Here is a 16,613-nt window from a genome sequence, read left to right as displayed (position 1 = left end):
CCCTGTAAGGATATAACCAAAAAAAATAAGCGTTGATTGTACCTAGGCTAGTGCTTTAAACATACTCGTTTTTCACCTCACCACGTCAGTACCAACTGCCGCTCCAACTGAGGATCGAGCAGCGTTACGTGTAGGCCAACCAGGCGCACACCTCGCCCTTCCCTCCGCTCCTGCCATGCCTGGCGGGCCACGTTAAGCAAATCCTCAATATTGAGCACCGGCCAAACGTGCTCCTGGGTGGTTTGCTGGAAATCCTGGAACTTCAGCTTTACCCCTTGGCGGGCGATATGCAGATCTGGTTTGACCTTGCGCAGCCGCATTTCCAGCTCGGGGTAGAGCTTTTCAACGATCAACGCCTCGCAATCTTCCCACTCATGAATATCGGCCACCAACGTTCGCTCAACCCCTACCGATTTGCGTAAACGATCGGGAGACACCTCACGCTCATCGATACCCTGGCAGCGTTCCCACAGCACCCGGCCAAACTTGCCGAAGCGCTTTAACAAATCGGCCAGATTATAGTTCTGCACATCGGCGCAGGTGATTAGCCCCACCTCTTCCAACCGTTTGGCGGTGACCTTGCCCACGCCGGGGATTTTACTTAGCGGCAGCTGCTGCAAGAAAGCGGGTACCTGCGCCGGTGTGATGACATATTGGCCGTTTGGCTTGTTCAACTCGGAGGCTATCTTGGCGAGGAATTTGATCGGGGCAATGCCTGCCGAGGCGGTCAGGTTCAATTCAGCAGCAATTTCCTGGCGGATCTGTTGGGCAATCAGGGTGGCGGAGCCGTTGCATTGGGTGCTGTTGGTCACGTCCAGATAGGCTTCATCCAGAGAGAGCGGTTCTATCAGCGGGGTATAGCGGGCAAAGATTTCACGGATATGCAGCGAGGCTTCTTTATAGGCCGCCATGCGGCCCGGTAATAGCGTCAAGTGCGGGCATAGCTTGAGCGCCGTGGCGGTGGGCATAGCGCTATGCACGCCATAACGGCGCGCCGGGTAGTTGGCGGTGCTGATCACACCACGCCGATCGGCGCTGGCACCGATAGCCAGCGGGATATCGCGCAGGCTGGGGTTGTCGCGCATTTCTACCGCTGCGAAGAAGCAGTCCATATCGACATGAATGATTTTACGCATCGCGCCTCCAATAACACTGTATAAGTATACAGCCAATTATTAAAAGCTCAATATGGAGAGTGTAGACTAGTGACGCCCCTCACCCTAACCCTCTCCCACATGGTGAGGGGACCGAACGTGCCACAAATTAGCTCCCGCACCTGACCGCAACTCCGCACTAGCCCCCCTCCCCCCAAACAAGTGTTCATGAGGTACTCGGTATGTACATTGGGAGAGGGGACCGAACGTGCCACAAATTAGTTCCGGCACCTGACCGCAACTCCGCACTAGCCCCCCTCCCCCCAAACAAGTGTTCATGAGGTACTCGGTATGTACATTGGGAGAGGGGACCGAACGTGCCACAAATTAGTTCCGGCACCTGACCGCAACTCCGCACTAGCCCCCTCTCCCCAAACAAGTGTTCATGAGGTACTCGGTATGTACATTGGGAGAGGGTTGGGGTGAGGGGCTGTGCAGCGCCCCTACATGGAAAACCAGTGTGGCTAGAGAATTCGGTGTTTTTCCAGCATCTCGCGGCGTTGCGCTTCCTTCGCCATACGCTTTTTGCGCACATCGCAGGGCTCCGGGCAGTCGCAGACCTTCTCCACCCCCAGCGCGGTAATGCCGCCACAGCTGCCCTGCAAGGTTTTGCGCTTGAACACATAGCCCAACGACATTCCGCCAACCACCAGCAGAAACAGCACAAAGGATGCTGCGAACATCGTCAACATAACGTCTACCCTTTCTTCAGATAGGGTTTGAACGCGTCGGAATAGCGCTCCTCAAACCCCTTGGCGGTTTTCACGATCATAAACACCGGGATCCCCAGCAGGTTGGCCAGTGCCATACCCCGCTCCGGCCCCATCACGTTTAACCCGGTAGAAAGCCCGTCCGCCGTCATACACAGCGGGCTGATCACCGTGATCGACACTAAGTTGTGGCGGATCGGTTTACCGGTGAGCGGGTCGATAGTATGAGAATAGCGCACTCCGTCCTGCTCGAAGTAGTTTCGGTAATCCCCGGAGGTCGCCATCGCCATCTCACCCGGTTCGATCACCAGTTGCGCCTGCTGCTCCCCCCCGGCGGTTGGCCGTTCGATAGCAATGCGCCAAGGCTTCTTCTCACCGTTATGGCCACGGGTACGAACCTCCCCGCCAATATCAACCATGTAGTTTTTGACGTGCTGCGATTGCAGGTACTGGGCAATCACATCAACGCCGTAGCCTTTGGCAATGGAAGAGAGGTCGACATAAAGTTCAGGAATGCGCTTGACCAGCGCATTACCTTCCACCGCCAGCTTGTCGATCCCCGTCCAGTTGCGGCGCTGATCCAACTCGGTGGCGCTCGGCACTTTATCCGACCGCCCTTCCGGGCCAAAACCCCACAGGTTCACCAGCGGCCCGACGGTCACGTCCAGCGCGCCGTCGGTCACACGGTTGATGCGCAGCGCTTCCAGCACCACTTCCGTGGTGGCAGCAGAAACCGGGAAAGGCTTGTCCACTTCCCGGCTGGCGTTAAAGCGGCTCAGCTCGGAATCAGGTTGATAGGTCGACATCTGATCGTTAACCTGCACCAGCCGTTTGTCGATCTCCTCTTGCAGCGTTGCCACCGAAGGCGTTCCGTCCCCAGGGAGATAACTGATCGAGTACGACGTCCCCATGGTTTTGCCACGCAGGTTTTCCTGCTGCGGTTTACAACCGGTCAGCAATACTGCGGTGGCCAGGGCCACCACCATCATCCAAGCCTTCATTCCATCGCCGCCTACAGCTCGCATTTAACCACCAAAGTCATCGAGCATGATGTTTTCATCTTCCACGCCCAAGTCCTTCAGCATCTTGATCACCGCCGCGTTCATCATCGGCGGCCCACACATATAGAATTCACAATCTTCCGGCGCTGGATGGTTACGCAGATAATTTTCCAGCAGGACATTATGAATAAAGCCGGTGTAGCCCGTCCAGTTATCCTCTGGCTGTGGATCGGAGAGCGCCACATGCCAGGTGAAGTTTTCATTCTCTTCTTGCAGGTGGTTGAAGTCGTCCTCATAGAACATCTCGCGCAAGGAGCGCGCACCGTACCAGAAGGTGATCTTGCGCTTCGATTTCAGGCGCTTCAACTGATCGAAGATGTGTGAACGCATCGGCGCCATACCGGCCCCGCCGCCGATAAAGACCATCTCGGCGTCGGTGTCTTTGGCAAAGAACTCGCCAAACGGCCCGGAGATGGTCACCTTATCCCCCGCCTTCAGCGACCAGATATAGGAAGACATAATGCCCGGCGGCACGTCCGGGTTGCTCGGCGGTGGCGTAGCGATACGCACGTTGAGCATGATGATGCCTTTCTCATCGGGATAGTTGGCCATTGAATAGGCGCGCACCGTCGGCTCTTTGACTACCGAACGGTAACGGAACAGATTGAATTTATCCCAGTCGCCACGGTATTCCTGCGGCACGTCGAAATCGGCATAGCTGACTTCATGCTCGGGCGCTTCGATCTGGATAAAGCCGCCAGCGCGGAAAGGTACATCTTCCCCATCCGGAATGCGCAGTTTCAGCTCTTTGATAAAGGTGGCTTTGTTATCGTTGGAGATCACCTCGCAGTCCCATTTCTTCACGCCGAAGATCTCTTCCGGCAGCTCGATTTTCAGGTTCTGCTTCACGTTAACCTGGCACGCCAGGCGGCAGCCCTCTTTGGCTTCACGCTTGCTGATATGGGAAAGTTCGGTTGGCAGAATATCGCCGCCGCCCTCTTTGATCACCACCCGGCACTGGCCGCAGGAGCCGCCGCCACCACAGGCCGAGGAAACAAAAATCCCCTGGCTGGACAGCATGTTCAGCAGCTTGTCCCCCGCTGGGGCGGTAAAACTCTTGTCTTGATCGCCGTTAACCTCAACGGCAATGTCACCGGTGTTCACCAACTTGGATTTGGCAAACAGGATCAGTAACGCCAGCACCATCACGATGCAGGTAAACATCACCACGCCTAAAATAATTTCCATAAATGCTTCCTGCCTTTACAACTGGACGCCGGAGAACGACATAAAGCCCAATGCCATCAATCCGGTGGTAATAAAGGTAATGCCCAGGCCACGCAACCCGGCTGGCACATCGGCATACTTCAGTTTTTCACGGATCCCCGCCATGGCAACAATCGCCAACATCCAGCCAGTGCCGGAGCCAAAGCCGTACACCACGGATTCCATAAAGTTGTAATCACGCTGGACCATGAACGACACGCCGCCGAAAATGGCACAGTTCACCGTGATCAACGGCAGGAAGATCCCCAAGGCGTTGTAGAGCGCCGGGAAGAAGCGATCGAGGATCATCTCCAGGATCTGCACCAGCGCCGCAATCACGCCGATAAAGGTAATGAAGTTGAGGAAGCTCAGATCGACGCCTTCCACCAGCGCCCCATCACGCAGGATCAGGTTATAAACCAGGTTGTTGACGGGTACCGAGATGCCAAGGACCAGCGTCACGGCAATCCCCAAGCCAAACGAGGTGGAGACCTTCTTCGACACCGCCAGGAAGGTACACATCCCCAGGAAGAACGCCAGCGCCATGTTCTCAACGAACACCGCACGCACAAACAGGCTGATATAGTGAGCCATCGGCGGTTACTCCTTTTCTATCTGCGCTGGCTTGAGGGAACGCAGTCCCCAAATCAGCAGGCCGATGATAAAGAACGCACTCGGCGCCAGCAGGAACAGGCCGTTGGGCTGATACCAGCCGCCGTTCTGCACCGTTTCCAGCACCGTAATGCCAAACAGCTTGCCCGAGCCGACCAGTTCGCGCAGGAAGCCCACCAGGATCAGGATCACGCCATAGCCCAGCCCGTTGCCGATACCGTCCATAAAGCTCTCAATCGGTGGCGACTTCATGGCGTACGCCTCGGCGCGGCCCATCACGATACAGTTGGTGATGATCAGCCCGACGAACACCGAAAGCTGTTTGGAGATTTCAAACGCATAGGCACGCAGCAACTGATCGACCACGATCACCAGCGAGGCGATGATCGTCATCTGCACGATGATGCGCACGCTGTTGGGGATATGGTGGCGGATCAGCGAAATAAAGAAGCTGGAAAACGCGGTGACCAGGGTGACCGCAATCGTCATCACCACCGCCGTTTCCAGCTTGGTGGTCACCGCCAGCGCCGAACAGACGCCAAGCACCTGCAGCGCGATCGGGTTATTGTCAAACAGCGGCCCCAGCAGGACCCGTTTAACCTCTTTGGAATCAGCCATTTTTCAGCGCTCCTTCACGAACTTTCTGCAGGAATGGGCCAAAGCCGTGCTCGCCCAACCAGAAATTAAACGTATGCTGTACGCCGTTAGCGGTCAGCGTCGCGCCGGACAGGCCATCCACACCGTGGATATCCCCTTGCCGCGATCCGCCCTTCACAATGCGGATTGCCGGGTTGCCGTTGTCATCAAACAGCTGCTTGCCAATCCACTGTGCACGCCAGTTGGCGTTCTGGATCTCGCCGCCCAGCCCCGGGGTTTCACCATGCTGATAGAAACTCAGCCCGCGCACCGTATTGCCATCAGCATCCAGCGCGACAAAGGCGTACATCATCGACCATAGGCCAGTGCCGTAAACCGGCAACACAATCTTGTCCACCGCTCCGCTTTCGTCGCGCACCAGGTAGATTTCCGCCTGATTGCTACGGCGGCGGATACCGGCCAGATCCTGCTCGGCGGTCAACGCCCGACTCTTGGCATCGCTGCGTAGCGCGGCGGCCAGATCGAAGGTGCCCGCATCGCCAGGCACAAACTCACCGCTGTCCAGATCCAGCAAACGCGGTTCGATGCGCTTGCTAAAGGTGGCTTTCACCTGTTCGCCAGTCATCCCCGGTTGCAGTAAACCGGCTACGTCCAGGATATTGCGCTGCTTATCCAGCAACCGCTGTTCCTGCTGTCTGGATTGCAACCCAACGGCGGAACCCGCGACCACCACAGAACACACCAGACACAGCAGCAGCACTACCAGCAGCGTTTTGCCAATGCTGTCATTTTTAGATTCATTCGCCACGTGCTTTTCTCCGCTTGATGTTAGCCTGCACCACCAGGTAATCGAACAGCGGTGCGAACAGGTTGGCGAACAGGATCGCCAGCATCATGCCTTCCGGATAGGCCGGGTTGACCACCCGTATCAGCACGCACATCACGCCGATCAGGATGCCGTACCACCACTTCCCTTTGTTGGTAAACGAGGCGGAAACCGGGTCGGTAGCCATAAACACCATACCGAAGGCAAAGCCGCCCAGAACCAGATGCCAGTACCAAGGCATGGCAAACATCGGGTTGGTGGTTGAGCCAATGGCATTGAACAGATACGCCGTGGCGATCATGCCAATCATCACGCCAGCCACGATGCGCCAGGAAGCGACACGGCCAAACAGGATAATCGCCCCACCGATCAGGATCATCAGGGTTGAGACTTCCCCGATCGAACCAGGGATGTTACCGATAAAGGCGTCCATCCAACTGATGGATTGTCCGGTGGTGACGTTGGTCAGGCTGTGAGCTCCGCCAGCGCTCCATTGCGCCAACGGTGTCGCACCGGAAAAGCCGTCTGCCGCGGTCCACACCAGATCGCCAGAAATCTGCGCCGGATAGGCAAAGAACAGGAAGGCACGCCCCGCTAAAGCCGGGTTGAGGAAGTTACGCCCGGTGCCGCCAAAGATCTCCTTGGCGACTACCACACCAAAGCTGATGCCCAGCGCGGCCTGCCATAACGGCAGGGTTGGCGGCACAATCAGGGCAAACAGAATGGAGGTGACGAAGAAGCCTTCGTTGATCTCATGTTTGCGTACCATCGCAAACACCACTTCCCAGAAGCCGCCCACCAGGAATACCACGGCGTAGATTGGCACGAAGTAGGTCGCACCGAGCACCATCTTGCTGATCCAGCCCGCATCCGCGCCGAGCGTTGCCCCAAGCATCTGCGCCAACCGGTAATGCCAGTCCCCCGCCAGCACCTGTTGCAGCTGATCGCCACTGTACAGATGGTGCAATGCAGGAATGGTCTGCTGGCCCACGTTATACATGCCCCAGAACATGGCCGGGAACACCGCCAGCCACACCAGGATCATCATGCGTTTCAGATCGATGGCATCACGTACGTGCGAAGCCCCGCGCGTTACCGTGCCGGGGGTGTAGAACACCGTCGCCGTTGCTTCAAACAGCGGGTACCACTTTTCCAGCTTGCCGCCCGGCGTGAAGTGATGCTCAATCTTGTCAAAAAAATTCTTCAGGCCCATCGGTTATCCTTCCTGCTCAATCTTGGTCAGCACTTCGCGCAGCACCGGGCCATATTCATACTTGCCGGGGCAAACGAAGGTACACAACGCCAGATCTTCTTCATCCAGCTCCAGACAGCCCAGCGCCTGGGCACTGTCCGTATCGCCCGCCAGCAGATCGCGCAGCAGATGCGTCGGCAGAATATCCAGCGGCATCACCCGCTCATAATTGCCGATCGGCACCATCGAACGCTCACCGCCGTTGGTGGTGGTGGAGAAAGCGAACAGCTTGTGCTTGAGGAAATGGCCCAGCGTGGTACGAGTGATGGAGAACTTGTCCGATGCCGGAGCAATCCAGCCGAACAGCTCTTTCTCCCGGCCTTCCAGCAACACCGAAACCTGGTTGTGGAAACGGCCAAGCCAGGCACTCGGGCCGCTGGCATGGAAGCCGCTCAGCACCGAGCCGGAAATCACCCGGTTCTCACCGGCCTTCAGGCGGCCCGCCGTCAGTTGATCCAGGCTAGCCCCTAAACGGGTGCGCAGCAGCACCGGTTGTTCCACCTGTGGCCCCGCCAAGGCGACCACGCGCTGGGTATCCAGTTTGCCGGTAGTAAACAGGGTGCCGATGGCGATCACGTCCTGATAACCGATATGCCAAACGGTTTTCTTCAGGCTGACCGGCTCCAGGAAGTGAATATGCGTGCCCACCAACCCCGCAGGGTGCGGGCCAGCAAACTCGTTGTAATCAATCTGCGCGCCGGCAGCCGTATCCAGCCGAGTACCCGCTGCGTGGCAGACGTGCACCTTGCCGTCTGTCAGGCGTGCCAATACCGTCAGCCCGGCATTGAATGCCGCCAATTGCTCGTTGATGATCACCAACGGATCCGCTGCCAGCGGCTGAGTATCGATAGCGCTGACGAAAATAGCGCGCGGTGAAGTGCCAGGCCGGGGGGTTCTGCTAAATGGGCGAGTACGCAGTGCGGTCCACAGGCCACTGGCGATCAGATCGCTTTCAACCTGTTGGCGCTCCAGCATCGGCAAATCGGCCTGCTGATAATAGGCCAGTTCCACCTGCTCTTCGCCGCCGTTGTCGATGTCAATCACCACCGATTGCAGCATGCGGCGTTCGCCGCGATTGATAGCGGCGATCTGCCCGCTGGCCGGTGCCGTGAAGAAAACCCCAGGGATCTTCTTATCTTCAAACAGCGCCTGGCCTTTTTTAACACGATCGCCAACCTGTACCAACATGGAGGGGCGCATACCAACATATTCCTGGCCGAGCAGCGCCACTTGCGTGACCGCTGGGCCATCCTGGATCGCCTGCGAAGGGGCCCCAGCTATTGGCAGATCTAACCCTTTTTTTATTTTGATCATAGGATTTTTACGATGTTTTGAATTTTTACACGCCCAACCAACCCAGAGGCAGGCACAAAGCATGCAGGATGATGAGGTGACCCAAGCCCCCTCCGGATGAACACGATGACCTCATGCCCAACTTGAAATATTCACACTGACCGCCGACATCAAGGTCAATGATTAAGCCAATACTGCAAAATGTTAAAACATTGCTATCAACGATGGTGGAATTGTTGCTATTTCACACAATATCCCCGTACTGATCACCGATTAATAACGCTGCAGCATGGGTAAGATATTAACATTTTCGACGGAATTTTTCCGTGCTATCTAGTGACCTGAGTCGAGGAAATGCAATTAAACAGCTGTTATACCTTGACACTACTCGTTAAAAACGTGGGTTCATTTCACTTTTACCGAGGATTGTAGTTTTTTTATACACTTCGCATATTGCTAAAAAACAACACGCTGGTAATCTGACGGGGTTAAATACGACATCTCGTCAGTGGCATGCTGGCTACGTTCTCTACACCAGCAAATAAATATAAGCAGGATAAATTAAGAATGAGCAAAATCGCGCTGTTGTTTGCGATGCTATTTTGTACGCCGCTGATCACGGCGTGCAGCGCCAGTGAGCCAGCCCCGGCTCCCCAGTCCCCTTTGGTTGCACAGCAGTTATTAGGTTCACCGGTCTATATCCAGATATTCAAAGAAGAACGCAAGCTGGAGTTGTACGCCAAGATGGGTAACGAATTCCGTCTGGTGAATAGCTTTCCTATCTGTAACTTCTCCGGAGGGCTTGGTCCGAAGCGCCGTGAAGGGGATTTTAAAAGCCCCGAAGGCTTTTATAGCGTCGACACCCGCCATCTGAAACCAGACAGCAAATATTATCGCGCCATCAATATCGGTTTCCCGAATGATTACGATAAAGCGCAGGGATATTCCGGTGCCTATCTGATGATCCACGGGGAATGCAAATCGATTGGTTGCTACGCGATGACCAACACCTATATGGACGATATCTATCGTTACGTTGAGGCGGCGTTTGCCCATGGGCAAAGCCGGGTGGACATCAGCATTTATCCGTTCCGCATGACCGAACAGAATCTGCAACGCCACCGTTCTTCAACCTACATCAGCTTCTGGCGTCAGTTGAAACCGGGTTATGACTACTTCGTCAAAAACCGTCAGCCGCCGCTGGTTAGCGTAGCCAACGGCCAATATGTGTTGGCACAGCCGGTGATTGGCAGCGGTCAGCCAACGCAGTACGCCTCAACGATTGAGACCAGCAACAACCCGTTCGCCCGCAGCCAGCCGCTCACCGTAGTGAAATAACGCAAACTCGCCTGGTGCAATCTTGTGCCAGGTTTCATTGCCTGTCAGCGGTTGAGTCGCAATGACCGTGACCACGTCATCCGGCGTGGTCTGCCGCTGAAAATCAATCTCTACGTCCTGATCGAGCAAGGTGGCTTTGCCAAACGGTGCTCGCCGGGTGATCCAGTAAAGGTTGGTGGAGCAATAGGCCATCACAAAGCGCCCATCTGACAACAGCATATTAAATACCCCTTTCTCTCTGAGCCGGTCGGCCAATAACGCGATATAGCGAAATACGGCTGGCCAGTTGCTGGGAGTGCGTGGGTATTTCAGTGCCAGCTGGTGTAACAGCCAGCAGAAGGCATATTCACTGTCGGTCTGCCCTACCGGACGGAAGTTGCCGGTCGCCAGTTGGCGATAGCCTTTCAGTTGCCCATTGTGAGCGTAAGTCCAGTTGCGGCCCCACAGCTCACGGGTAAAGGGATGGGTATTTTCCAGCGCCACTTCACCGCGATTAGCCTGGCGGATGTGGGAGACCACGGCACAGGACTTGATCGGGTATTCCTGCACCAGGCGGGCAATAGGTGAATTAAAGCTGGGTTGGGGATCCTTGAATGTGCGACAACCGTTGCCTTCATAGAAGGTAATGCCCCAGCCATCTTTATGTGGCCCGGTTCGGCCACCGCGCTGTACCAGCCCGGTAAAGCTAAAGCAGATGTCGGTTGGTACGTTGGCGCTCATCCCGAGCAGTTCACACATCGATTGCCACCCCTTGAGGACTACTGACATTGGTATAAGGGCGCAGCTTTAAGCCACGCCCTAGATTTAATGCTGATCTCGCTATTAAGCCTTAACCATCTCTTTTTCGATCAACAGGATCAAGATGTGGATCGCTTTGATATGGATTTCCTGGATACGGTCGGCGTAGCCAAAGTGCGGTACGCGGATTTCCACGTCGGCGCTACCGGCCATTTTGCCACCGTCTTTGCCGGTCAGGGTGATCACTTTCATCCCCTTGGCACGGGCTGCTTCAATGGCTTTGATGATGTTGCCAGAGTTGCCGGAGGTGGAGATCCCCAACAGCACGTCGCCTTCGCGGCCTACGGATTCCACATAGCGGGAAAACACGTATTCATAGCCAAAATCATTGCTGACGCAGGACAGGTGGCTAACGTCAGAAATCGCGATGGCCGGATAGCCCGGGCGATTCTCACGGTAGCGGCCAGTCAGCTCTTCTGCGAAGTGCATCGCATCACAATGCGAGCCACCGTTACCGCAGGAAATCACTTTCCCGCCGGCTTTAAAGGAGTCCGCCAGCAGCACTGCCGCGCGTTGGATAGTATCAATGTTGGCGTCATCGCTGAGGAATTTCGCCAGAGTATCAGCCGCTTCATTCAGTTCACTGCGAATTAAATCGTGGTACATAGAGATCGCCTCAAGTTGTGCGGTGGCATCGTCAATCTTTCGTCTTGCAGTGTAACGGATTGCAGAAAAACCTAGAAGCGTTGCGAAGCAAACAGCGCTAGTGTGAACCGACCCGGCGATTTTTTGACAATTGATGCTGTCAGTTTGTGACTTAAGTTGTAATTAAAGTGTAAATACATTGATAAAAAAATGGGTATGGACTAAAACCATTAGATATACACAACAGGTCAGACCTCTTACTACTTCGGAGCTTCTTATGATGGTTCTTAGTATCGTTGTTCTACTCGCGCTCATTGGTGTGGTGTTTTATCACCGAGTGAACCTGGCTCTCAGCAGTCTGCTGCTGTTGGCCTTTACTGCGGCCATGGGCGCTATCGGCCTCTGGACCTACTGGATGCTGGTACCGCTGGCAATCGTGCTGCTGCCGCTGAACATCGTTTCGCTGCGCCGCTCGCTGCTTTCTGCCCCTGCACTGCGCGCTTTCCGCAAAGTGATGCCGCCAATGTCCACCACGGAAAAAGAAGCCATCGACGCCGGGACCACCTGGTGGGAAGGCGATCTGTTCCGCGGCCAACCGGATTGGAACAAGCTGCACAACTATCCGCAGCCTAAGCTGACGGAAGAAGAGCAAGCCTTTATCGACGGCCCGGTAGAAGAAGCCTGCCGCATGGCCAATGACTTCGAGATCACCCACGAACTGGCCGATCTGCCGCCGGAGCTGTGGGCCTATCTGAAAGAGCACCGCTTCTTTGCGATGATCATCAAGAAAGAGTACGGCGGGCTGGAATTCTCCCCTTATGCTCAGGCCCGCGTCCTGCAAAAACTGGCGGGTGTCTCAGGTATTCTGGCGATCACCGTCGGCGTGCCTAACTCCCTCGGCCCAGGCGAACTGCTGCAACATTACGGCACTGAAGAACAGAAAGATCACTATCTGCCAGGCCTGGCGCGCGGCGACGAAATTCCTTGTTTCGCCCTGACCAGCCCAGAAGCAGGTTCCGACGCTGGGGCCATCCCGGACGTAGGCACCGTGTGCATGGGCGAATGGCAAGGCAAGCAGGTGCTGGGCATGCGCCTAACCTGGAACAAGCGCTACATTACCCTGGCACCGATTGCCACCGTGCTGGGGCTGGCCTTCAAGCTGCATGACCCAAGCCGCCTGCTGAGCGATAACGAATCCCCCGGCATCACCTGTGCGTTGATCCCAACCAACACCCCAGGGGTAGAGATCGGCAACCGTCACTTCCCGCTCAACGTGCCGTTCCAGAATGGCCCAACCCGCGGCAACGACGTGTTCGTGCCGATCGATTACATCATTGGCGGGCCAAAAATGGCCGGTCAAGGCTGGCGGATGCTGGTTGAATGCCTGTCGGTTGGCCGTGGTATCACACTGCCGTCCAACTCCACCGGCAGCCTGAAATCGGTGGCTTTGGCGACCGGTGCTTACGCCCATATTCGCCGCCAGTTCAAAATCTCTATCGGTAAGATGGAAGGGATTGAAGAACCACTGGCACGTATTGCCGGTAACACCTACGTAATGGATGCAGCCGCCTCGCTGATCACCTATGCGTTGATGCAGGGCGAAAAACCTGCGGTGCTGTCTGCCATCGTGAAATACCATTGTACCCACCGTGGCCAGCAGGCCATCATTGATGCGATGGATATCACCGGCGGTAAAGGCATCATGCTGGGCGAAGCCAACTTCCTGGCCCGTGCCTACCAGGGCGCGCCAATCGCCATCACGGTAGAAGGTGCCAATATCCTGACCCGTACCATGATGATCTTCGGCCAGGGCGCGATCCGCTGCCATCCTTATGTACTGACCGAAATGGCCGCCGCCCAGAACAACGATCTGCACAGCTTCGACCAGGCGCTGTTTGGCCACCTCGGCCACGTCGGCAGCAGCAAAATGCGCAGCCTGTGGCTTGGCCTGACCAATGGCCGCACCAGCAGCACGCCAACCAAAGATGCTACACGCCGCTACTATCAGCAGCTCAACCGTCTGAGCGCCAACCTGGCGTTGCTGTCTGACGTTTCCATGGGCGTGCTGGGCGGTAGCCTGAAGCGCCGCGAGCGTATCTCTGCCCGTCTGGGTGACGTGCTGAGCCAGATGTACCTGGCCTCGGCCACGCTGAAACGTTTTGAAGATGAAGGGCGTCAGAAAGAAGATCTGCCACTGGTTCACTGGGGCGTGCAAGACAGCCTGAACCAGGCAGAGCAAGCGCTGGACGATTTGCTGCGCAACTTCCCTAACCGCTTTATCGCCGGGGTGATGCGCCTGGTGGTGTTCCCATTCGGTCGCGTGCATACCGCACCTTCGGATAAGCTGGACCATCAGTTGGCGAAGATTATCCAACAGCCTTCTGCCACCCGTAGCCGCCTTGGCCGTGGCCAATACCTGACGCCAAGCGAGCATAACCCGGTTGGCCTGCTGGAAGCCGCGCTGCTGGACGTGATAGCCGCAGAACCTATCCACCAGCGCCTGTGCAAGCAAGCGGGTAAGAACCTGCCGTTCACCCGTCTGGATCGTCTGGCACAGCGTGCACTGGATGAAGGCAAAATCAGCGCCGACGAAGCCAAGATCCTGGTGAAAGCGGAAGAGAGCCGTCTGCGTTCAATCAACGTTGATGACTTTGCGCCAGACGCGCTGGCGGCGCAGCAGCCGGTAAAGCCCGTAAAGCTGGAAAAACGCCAGAAGCAGACTGAAGCTGCATAACGTTCAGCGGCCGTAAATGCCAAAGGGGCGATACCGTTAAGGATCGCCCCTTTTTCATTGCAGATTCAGATTGGCTCAGCCATGTTGGCGGATACGGGCCAGCAAGGCATCGATGTGTTCTATGTGCGGCGCGTTGACGATCAGCGCTCGGCCCAGATTGAGGGCGTTGCGCTGACATTCGGCACGCATTTCCACATCGGTGATACTGTCCAGATCGGCCACGTGCGCCAGCCCGATAGTGCGGCGTATCAGCTCCGTACCGCAGTAGCCCACCGCATCCGTCCATACCTGTTGCAGGAACTGCTCGGCATAGCCCGGCAGCGCCAGCGTTGCATCACGACTATGTTGGTGACACAGCGCCAGAAAGCGATCGGCAAAGATCAGCCACAGCTCACGCACATCCTGCAACCGCTGCTCACGCCCAGCCGCCGCATCACGCGGGCCAAACAGCCCAGGTAACCCGCAATAGTTCAGCAGCAGGTTGCCCAATGCAGTGCCAATATCAAAACCGATCGGCCCGTAAAAGCCGAACTCGGCGTCGATCGCCTTCAGCTTACCTTCCGCGACAAAGATCGAACCGCTGTGAATATCACCGTGCAGCAGCGCTTCGGCCTTGCTCAGGAAACGATGTTTCAGCCCGGCCACCGCCAACTTCAGCGCCGCGTCATTGCGTAGCGCCTGCACCTGCGGCAACAGCGCCTCGTCAAACTGATTACGCTCATGATCCTGGTAAGGATCGCTGAAAAACAGATCTTCGGTGATCTGGCACAGCTCCGGGTTGGTGAAACGGCTGACTTCGGCCTTTTTCTGCTGTGCGGTCTGGTAAAAATCAGAGGTGTGGAACAGCGTTTGCGCCAGGTATTCCGCCAGTTGCCCGGCAGCCAGCGGATAGTAACGCCCCTTCACCAGTTCGCTGCGCCAGATGTGATGGTCAGAGAGATCTTCTTGCACCATCACCGCCAGCTCAGGATCGTGATGCAGCACCTGCACCGTGTGGCGCGGGCACAGCGCCCCGTGGATCAGCAGCGTTTCCGCTTCGATACGCGCCCGATCCAGCGTCAACGGCCAGGATTCCCCCACGCAACGCACGTACGGCAGCGCCTGTTTGACAATCACCCGGCTGACGCCGTCAGCATCACGGATTTTAAACACCAGGTTCAGATTGCCATCGCCGATCTCGTCGGCGCTCACCAGCGCCTGTGGATCGGCCAGTTGACCATATTGGCGCGCGTATTCAACGGCATCGGCAGCAGTAAACGTACGATATTGTGACATCCCCCAACCCCTCTGTTCTTTCCCATAGCGATGATTTTTTTATTTTTAGCCGCAAAAGCGTTTGGACGTCTATACATCCGGATGTCATGTTGGCAGAATGGGTTCACAGATGCAATAAGAAACACACAAGGATTTAACCACTGATGCAAGCACTTAACACCACCAGCCTGAGCCTGCAAGACAACCGCCTCCAGATCCTCGACCAGCAAGCTTTGCCGCAGGAAACGTGCTGGCTGCCCTGCGACAGCGTGGACGAATTGGTTGGGCATATCCGCGCCCTGCGGGTGCGTGGCGCACCGTTGATCGGGCTGTCTGCCAGCCTGCTGCTCGCCCTGTTGGCCGAGCGTGGCCTGTCGCAGGCAGAGTTGGAGCAGGCATTACAGACGCTACGCGCCTCACGCCCGACCGCGGTGAACCTGATGAACAATCTGGATCGTATGAAGCAGGCTTTGGCACAACCAGATTGGGTGAGCGCGATGGCCGAAGAGGCGCTACGCCTGGTAGAGGAAGATCGGACCCTGTGCGATCGCATCGCCGATAACGGGGCCGAGTGGGTGAAACCGGGCAGTCGCCTGCTCACCCATTGCAACACCGGGGGACTGGCGACGGCGGGCGTGGGCACGGCGATTGGCGTTCTATTGCGAGCGCATCAGCAAGGCAAGATCGCCCAGGTTTGGGTCGATGAAACTCGTCCGTTGCTGCAAGGGGGCCGCCTTACCGCCTGGGAACTGGGTGAGCTGGGCATTCCTTACCGCTTGATCTGCGATTCCATGGCCGCCAGCCTGATGGCTACGGGCCAGGTCGATGCCGTCTGGGTAGGCGCAGACCGCATTGCGGCCAACGGTGACGTGGCCAATAAAATCGGCACTTACAGCCTGGCGGTGCTGGCCCATTACCACCGTATTCCGTTTTACGTGGCCGCCCCACACACCACGCACGATCCTCATTGCCCGAACGGCGCGGCCATTCCTATCGAACAGCGCGCGGCAGAGGAAGTGACGGGGGTCAGCGGTAGCTTTGGTTCCTGCCAGTGGGCACCGCTCAATGCGCCAACCTACAACCCGGCATTCGATGTCACTCCAGCAGCATTAATCAGCGGCTGGGTGTTGGATAGCGGCGTCATTACGCCAGAGCAGGTTGCCGACGGCATTTTCCAGCGCGCATTGGCATAA

15 protein-coding genes are annotated in these 16,613 nt (G+C 56.6%); 3 read left to right on the top strand and 12 right to left on the bottom strand.

Translation table 11 applies throughout. From position 1 onward, the window contains the following. Nucleotides 1-77 precede the first annotated feature (77 nt). The 9 genes from dinB to KGP16_RS05455 all read right to left on the bottom strand — a co-directional run bounded on the left by dinB (nt 78) and on the right by KGP16_RS05455 (nt 8,732). Nucleotides 78-1,136, bottom strand: a complete 1,059-nt coding sequence (dinB, locus tag KGP16_RS05495; RefSeq protein WP_021805591.1) for a DNA polymerase IV — start codon at nt 1,134-1,136, stop codon at nt 78-80. A 482-nt stretch (nt 1,137-1,618) separates the two neighbouring features. Continuing rightward, the gene (nqrM, locus tag KGP16_RS05490; protein ID WP_223500932.1) at nt 1,619-1,846 is read right to left on the bottom strand and encodes a (Na+)-NQR maturation NqrM; all 228 of its coding nucleotides are present in this window, start codon (nt 1,844-1,846) and stop codon (nt 1,619-1,621) included. A 5-nt stretch (nt 1,847-1,851) separates the two neighbouring features. Then, nucleotides 1,852-2,865: an FAD:protein FMN transferase gene (locus KGP16_RS05485; protein WP_371822670.1), complete on the bottom strand. Its 1,014-nt coding sequence runs from the start codon at nt 2,863-2,865 to the stop codon at nt 1,852-1,854. A gap of 24 nt (nt 2,866-2,889) precedes the next feature. Further along, entirely contained in the window at nt 2,890-4,113 is a 1,224-nt protein-coding gene (gene nqrF, locus KGP16_RS05480; protein ID WP_021805594.1) for an NADH:ubiquinone reductase (Na(+)-transporting) subunit F, read from the bottom strand. Between the two features lie 15 nt (nt 4,114-4,128). Then, nucleotides 4,129-4,725, bottom strand: coding sequence for an NADH:ubiquinone reductase (Na(+)-transporting) subunit E (nqrE, locus tag KGP16_RS05475; protein ID WP_021181925.1), 597 nt, complete (start codon nt 4,723-4,725; stop codon nt 4,129-4,131). A gap of 6 nt (nt 4,726-4,731) precedes the next feature. Beyond that, nucleotides 4,732-5,361, bottom strand: a complete 630-nt coding sequence (locus tag KGP16_RS05470; RefSeq protein ID WP_021181926.1) for an NADH:ubiquinone reductase (Na(+)-transporting) subunit D — start codon at nt 5,359-5,361, stop codon at nt 4,732-4,734. Beyond that, nucleotides 5,354-6,148: a Na(+)-translocating NADH-quinone reductase subunit C gene (locus KGP16_RS05465; RefSeq protein WP_223500930.1), complete on the bottom strand. Its 795-nt coding sequence runs from the start codon at nt 6,146-6,148 to the stop codon at nt 5,354-5,356. The genes KGP16_RS05470 and KGP16_RS05465 overlap by 8 nt, the downstream gene beginning before the upstream one ends. After that, nucleotides 6,138-7,379 (bottom strand): NADH:ubiquinone reductase (Na(+)-transporting) subunit B, encoded by a 1,242-nt coding sequence (locus KGP16_RS05460; RefSeq protein WP_021181928.1) that lies wholly within the window; start codon nt 7,377-7,379, stop codon nt 6,138-6,140. Before KGP16_RS05460 ends, KGP16_RS05465 begins: the two co-directional genes overlap by 11 nt. Before the next feature lie 3 nt (nt 7,380-7,382). Further along, nucleotides 7,383-8,732, bottom strand: coding sequence for a Na(+)-translocating NADH-quinone reductase subunit A (locus KGP16_RS05455; protein WP_021805597.1), 1,350 nt, complete (start codon nt 8,730-8,732; stop codon nt 7,383-7,385). Between the two features lie 546 nt (nt 8,733-9,278). Here KGP16_RS05455 and dpaA point away from each other — a divergent pair. After that, nucleotides 9,279-10,049, top strand: a complete 771-nt coding sequence (dpaA, locus tag KGP16_RS05450; RefSeq protein WP_021805598.1) for a peptidoglycan meso-diaminopimelic acid protein amidase — start codon at nt 9,279-9,281, stop codon at nt 10,047-10,049. Here dpaA and KGP16_RS05445 read toward each other — a convergent pair. Next, nucleotides 9,987-10,787 (bottom strand): class II glutamine amidotransferase, encoded by an 801-nt coding sequence (locus tag KGP16_RS05445; protein ID WP_024483642.1) that lies wholly within the window; start codon nt 10,785-10,787, stop codon nt 9,987-9,989. The genes dpaA and KGP16_RS05445 overlap by 63 nt on opposite strands. An 84-nt stretch (nt 10,788-10,871) precedes the next feature. Next, a complete protein-coding gene (lpcA, locus tag KGP16_RS05440) occupies nt 10,872-11,453 on the bottom strand; it encodes a D-sedoheptulose 7-phosphate isomerase (RefSeq protein WP_021181931.1) in 582 nt (193 codons plus the stop codon). A gap of 256 nt (nt 11,454-11,709) precedes the next feature. Between lpcA and fadE the strand changes: the two genes are divergently transcribed. Further along, a complete protein-coding gene (fadE, locus tag KGP16_RS05435; protein WP_037375284.1) occupies nt 11,710-14,166 on the top strand; it encodes an acyl-CoA dehydrogenase FadE in 2,457 nt (818 codons plus the stop codon). 75 nt (nt 14,167-14,241) lie between these two features. Here fadE and mtnK read toward each other — a convergent pair whose 3' ends face one another. Continuing rightward, the gene (mtnK, locus tag KGP16_RS05430; protein ID WP_223500929.1) at nt 14,242-15,441 is read right to left on the bottom strand and encodes an S-methyl-5-thioribose kinase; all 1,200 of its coding nucleotides are present in this window, start codon (nt 15,439-15,441) and stop codon (nt 14,242-14,244) included. Nucleotides 15,442-15,584: 143 nt separating this feature from the next. Here mtnK and mtnA point away from each other — a divergent pair, with 143 nt between their 5' ends. Continuing rightward, nucleotides 15,585-16,613, top strand: coding sequence for an S-methyl-5-thioribose-1-phosphate isomerase (mtnA, locus tag KGP16_RS05425; RefSeq protein ID WP_059199925.1), 1,029 nt, complete (start codon nt 15,585-15,587; stop codon nt 16,611-16,613).

The organism is Serratia sp. JSRIV006 (assembly GCF_019968685.1).
Taxonomy (GTDB): domain Bacteria; phylum Pseudomonadota; class Gammaproteobacteria; order Enterobacterales; family Enterobacteriaceae; genus Chania; species Chania fonticola_B.
This window is presented reverse-complemented; position numbering and strand designations above follow the sequence as displayed.